Here is a 4173-nt window from a genome sequence, read left to right on the forward strand (position 1 = left end):
CGGGAATGCCTTGGCCACTTCGCCTTCGAGCTGGGGGAAGGTCAAGGCGTCGATACGGGCGAGGATGAAGGCGCGAAGCTCCGCGTCGGCGTCGATCCGGGCGGGAAGGCCGGGGCGGTGCGCGCGGCGATGGTCGCAGGGCGGGGGAAGGTCTGCAACGGGGTGTTGAACGGGGTGTTCAACTTCGCCCGCGTCCATGCGGTCAAGCTCGCGCCGTGCCAGCGCCGCCGCAAGGTCCATGGTGGTATCGGCCAGGCGGTGCGCCTTGGCAAGCTCCTGCCGTGCGACCTGCGCCGCTGCGACCAGGTCGCGCAAGTCATGCCGCCGCGGCGTCATTTCCGGCCCTGCCAGCGGCCTTCGCGCCGGGCGGTCTTGACCGTCTTGGCCGTGACCTTGAGCGTCCGGCAGATTTCGGCGGTGGTCCTGCCCTCGGCCGTCAAGGCGAGGATCAGCCAGGAGCGCGGCACCGGGATTTCCGCCCGGTTGGAGGGCATCCGTGCGCCCAGGGCTTGCAAGCGGTCACGGCCCACCAGCGCCTCGGCGGCGCGGCACGCCTGCCGGGTCGGTCGGAAAATAGAGGGTGTTGCCCGCGAAGGCGATCAGGAAGCGCACCGCGAGCGCCGCGCCCAGTTCCTCTACGAAGGGATCGAGGTGGGCCGGGTGGCGCGGATAGCACACGGCGGGCCGCGCCTCAGGCTCAGGCGCTGCCGGGAGGTTTGGCCTCGGGGTGTCGGGCAAGTCTGACAAGGGTGGCATTCTCCCGGTCCCCATCATCCGGCGCGCGCCGCGCCGCCGGGTCTGATTGGAGGCCGGACGCAGAGACAAGGCGTCCGGCCCCCGTCGCCCCGTCGCTGACACTTCGGGGCGGGCGGCTTGCACACTCGGGGCGCTGTGCAGGCCGATCTTGTTCAGCGGTCGGGCGCTGCGCGCCTCACGCTCATGGTCACTGTCAAGCCCCAGCCCAGGCCCGCAAGGCAACCGGCAACGTAGACCGCCCAAAGCGACAAGAGGGGCGGCCCGCAGGCGGTGAGGGTGTCAGAGGCCATGCGCCTCAGTCCTCCGCCAGGCGTTCCGGCGGGATGCCGAGCTGTTCGCTCAGGAGCAGAACCTCGGGGCGATGCTCGCCACGGCGCGCGCCGCCGGGGCGGGTGAGGCCCTCCGGCGGTTTGCCGCCGGGCAGGATGCTGCGCTTGAGGTGTCCCCAGGCCGGAAGGCTCTTGCCCAGGAAGTCGTCGAAGCTCGCCTCGTCGGCGCGGCACAGGTTCAGCGCCCAGTCCTTCGCGGCGGGCAGGATGAAACCTTCGGAAATCGCCCGGTCCACCTTGTCGGCTATCCGGTCCTCACGCATCGCGGCAAGCTTCGAGTTATACCAGCCCGCCGTTTCCTCCCATGCCTTCATCGGCACATAGTCGCCCGCGTCCGGCGTCTCGCCCAGGCGCTTTTCCAGCGCGGCAAGGATGTCGTCTTCGCTCGCGTCCTCACCCAGCCTCAGGAGCTGCGCGAGGCGCGCGAGAAGGGGCATGGGGTCGGGCATGTCGGTTTCCTGCGAGGCAAGGGCGGTCATGTGCAGCGCGGGCCGGTGGACCAGGCCCGCACCTTTCAGCGCGACGACGCGCAGGCTGTCCTTTTCGACCATGAGCGAGGGACTGAGAAAGCGATACTCGCGCGCCGTGATCATCTGGCGCGCGCGGTCGGTCCATTCGACGCGCCCCCAGATACCATCGTTGCGCACGGCAAGTTCCTTGATCCAGCCCGCTGCCGGGACCGGGCCGGAGCGGTTGGCTTCGGGCCGGTCGTTCTGATGTTCGTAGTCCACCGGCAGGTCGATCCGGTTGGCCGCGAAGTGCGCCAGGACGCGGCGCGGATCGTCGTTGACGAAGCGCCGCCCGTCTCGGGTCTTGACCTCGCCCAGGGGCATGAGCTGCACCCACTCCGGCGCGCCGGTCAGGGCGGTTTCACACTGGACGGTGAAGGTGGCGGGCATGACCGTCACGCGCCCAGGTAGGGCGTGACGATAAGCTCCGCCGTGCCCTTGTAGGGGTTCGATGCGCCGCCGTCCAAGGTTTCGGTGTTGAGCAGCTTGAGCGCCGCGTCTTCGAGCGACGGCGGCACGACAAGCGTCGTCGGGCGCACGCCGAGGATGCGGCCTTCGCTGGACTTGTAACCCATCATGGCGGCGCGGGCGGCGGCATAGTTGGTCGCGTTCAGCGTCTGCTTGGAGCCATAGGCGAGCTGCCAGAGGCCGAACCCCGCGTTCACGCGGGCGCGGACGCCGTAGAGGTATTCGTCATTCATGAACACGTTGCGGTCTTCGGCGCGGGTGAGCATCGTGAACTCGTAGCGTTCCCGCTCCTGCCAGAGGGTCGGCTTGACCGTGCGCGAGGTGTCCAGCAGGAACCAGGCGGTGCCGCTGCCGCCGCCGGAGTTGCTGACGTTGATCGTGACCCCGTCCGGCCCCGTCACCGGGTGATCGGTGTCAAAGAAGCTTTGGCCGTCGAAACAGAGGGTGTCGAAGCCCGATGCCAGGAGCGCGAAGATCAGCTCTTCGGGATGCGTCCTCGCCAGTTCGCCCATCTGCGAGAAGGCAGGCTTGAACACCCCGAGCTTGTCGTCGGCGATGTTCTCGCGCGGAACGCTGACCGTGCTTTCGAACTTGCGGTTGCGGATCGTGAAGCCGTGGGCTTGCAGTCCCCAGACGACGCGCTGGCCGATCCACTCGCGCAGCTGCGGAACGCCGCCAAGCCAACCATAGGTTTCTTCCGAGCCTTCGCTCGAAACCTTCATGGCGATCTTTTCCCAGTTGACCGCCGCGTTGAGGAAAGCGTCTGTGTAGGTCTCCTTGAAGCCCCGGAAAACCAGGTCGATGTTCTGCTCGTTTACCAGCATGGCCTTTGCCCCTTGTCTTGCGGGGGCCGCGTGTCAGGCCCCTTGATGGAACAAGGGGTAACAAGGCCGGAAGATGCGTTACGGGGGGTAGTATTTCCGCCCGCCCGGATGCCGGTTTTGCCCCGGCAATCGACGCCGCCAGCCGAACTTGCCGCTGAGGCTCGAATTTAACCCCCATTTAATACCCGTCTCGCCTTCCGGTGGGGCGAGAGTGCCTCGGAACGAAACGCCTCTCCTGCGCGCGCTCCGTGGCTCTGGGCGCGGATGCGAAGAGGGCGGCGCTTGCGCACCGCCCTTCCGTGTCTTGTCGAGGTGTCGCCAGGTCAGGCCGCGCGCGCCTTCATTGCCTTGAGCGCGGTGATTGCCTTCCGTGCGCCCTCAAACGTCAGAAAGCGCAGGCAAGTGACCCTGAACGTCCTCTCCAGCCAGGCGTTCAATTCGACTTCACCCCCCTTGCGCGCGGTGTATTCCCACCAGAGCACGCGGATAAGCTCGATCTGCCGAAAGCTGGCCATGCCGGAGCGCTTGCCGTAGTCCGCACCCTTCGCCGTGAGCGGCGTGAAGCCCTGATACTCGAAGAAGCCCATCATGGCATCGAAGCCGTCGCAGTCCAGGTCGTTGATGCTCTCCACGCCCGCGATCTGCGCCAGCGCCGTGCCGATCTGGTGTTCGTTCCACCCGAGCTGGCGCGCCGCCACCCAGAACAGTTTCCGCTGATTGTCGCTGATGCTCATTTCGCCGTCTCCTTGTCGTTGCGGGGGATGAAGTCGAAATCGTTGGCTTCGGCACGCCCGAGCATCAGCCCGAGCTGCGCCAGATTGCTTCCTTCGGTCTCGTCCAGGCGGCGCATGGCCTGCCCCAGAAGGAAGAGGGTCGAACCAAGGGCTTCGTCGTCGGAGGCTATCGCCCCCTGCCCGATGCAATAGGCGAGAAGTTCGAAGGCGTGTGCCGCCGCGCCGTAGTTGGTAGCCGCGTTGTTCGCAGCGATCTTCGCGCCCTCCAGTTCGCGAAGGCTGACATTCAGATGCAGGCGCAGGCTCTTGCGGGTCTCCCCGTCCAGCCGGGCCTTCACCTCTTCCTCGGTCTTGCCAGGCACGTATATGGCCTTGCCCTCGCGCGCCATTTTCAGCCGCCATTCATGGTCAGACAGTTGTGCATCGCTCATTGCAGCGGTCCTTTCCGGCCTTCGGGATCGTGGATCATGGCGGTTGCGATGAGAGGCGCGAGGGTCCGCTTTGCGGTTTCGGCGGTCTCGGCATCCGTGATCAGACCGGCCACCAGCTCGTC

At 66.8% G+C, this 4173-nt stretch carries 7 protein-coding genes; all 7 read right to left on the minus strand.

Features of this window, described 5'->3' with window-relative positions; all coding sequences use genetic code 11:
* Positions 1 to 315: hypothetical protein (locus tag MAA8898_RS25465; protein ID WP_141194961.1), on the minus strand; the 315-nt coding region annotated here is incomplete at its 3' end.
* A gap of 17 nt (positions 316 to 332) precedes the next feature.
* Positions 333 to 494 (minus strand): LuxR C-terminal-related transcriptional regulator, encoded by a 162-nt coding sequence (locus MAA8898_RS26075; RefSeq protein ID WP_141194962.1) that lies wholly within the window; start codon positions 492 to 494, stop codon positions 333 to 335.
* Positions 495 to 519: 25 nt separating this feature from the next.
* Positions 520 to 678, minus strand: coding sequence for a hypothetical protein (locus MAA8898_RS26515; protein WP_176445330.1), 159 nt, complete (start codon positions 676 to 678; stop codon positions 520 to 522).
* Between the two features lie 373 nt (positions 679 to 1051).
* Entirely contained in the window at positions 1052 to 1984 is a 933-nt protein-coding gene (locus MAA8898_RS25470) for a phage protease (protein WP_141194963.1), read from the minus strand.
* Positions 1985 to 1989: 5 nt separating this feature from the next.
* The gene (locus MAA8898_RS25475; RefSeq protein WP_094023817.1) at positions 1990 to 2886 is read right to left on the minus strand and encodes a Mu-like prophage major head subunit gpT family protein; all 897 of its coding nucleotides are present in this window, start codon (positions 2884 to 2886) and stop codon (positions 1990 to 1992) included.
* 323 nt (positions 2887 to 3209) lie between these two features.
* Entirely contained in the window at positions 3210 to 3620 is a 411-nt protein-coding gene (locus MAA8898_RS25480; protein WP_094023818.1) for a regulatory protein GemA, read from the minus strand.
* Positions 3617 to 4051 carry a hypothetical protein gene (locus MAA8898_RS25485; RefSeq protein WP_094023819.1) on the minus strand — a complete coding sequence of 145 codons (435 nt, stop codon included), beginning with the start codon at positions 4049 to 4051 and terminating at the stop codon, positions 3617 to 3619. The genes MAA8898_RS25480 and MAA8898_RS25485 overlap by 4 nt, the downstream gene beginning before the upstream one ends.
* Between the last annotated feature and the right edge of the window lie 122 nt (positions 4052 to 4173).

Source organism: Antarctobacter aquimaris (assembly GCF_900184945.1).
GTDB classification, from domain to species: Bacteria; Pseudomonadota; Alphaproteobacteria; order Rhodobacterales; family Rhodobacteraceae; genus Maliponia; species Maliponia aquimaris.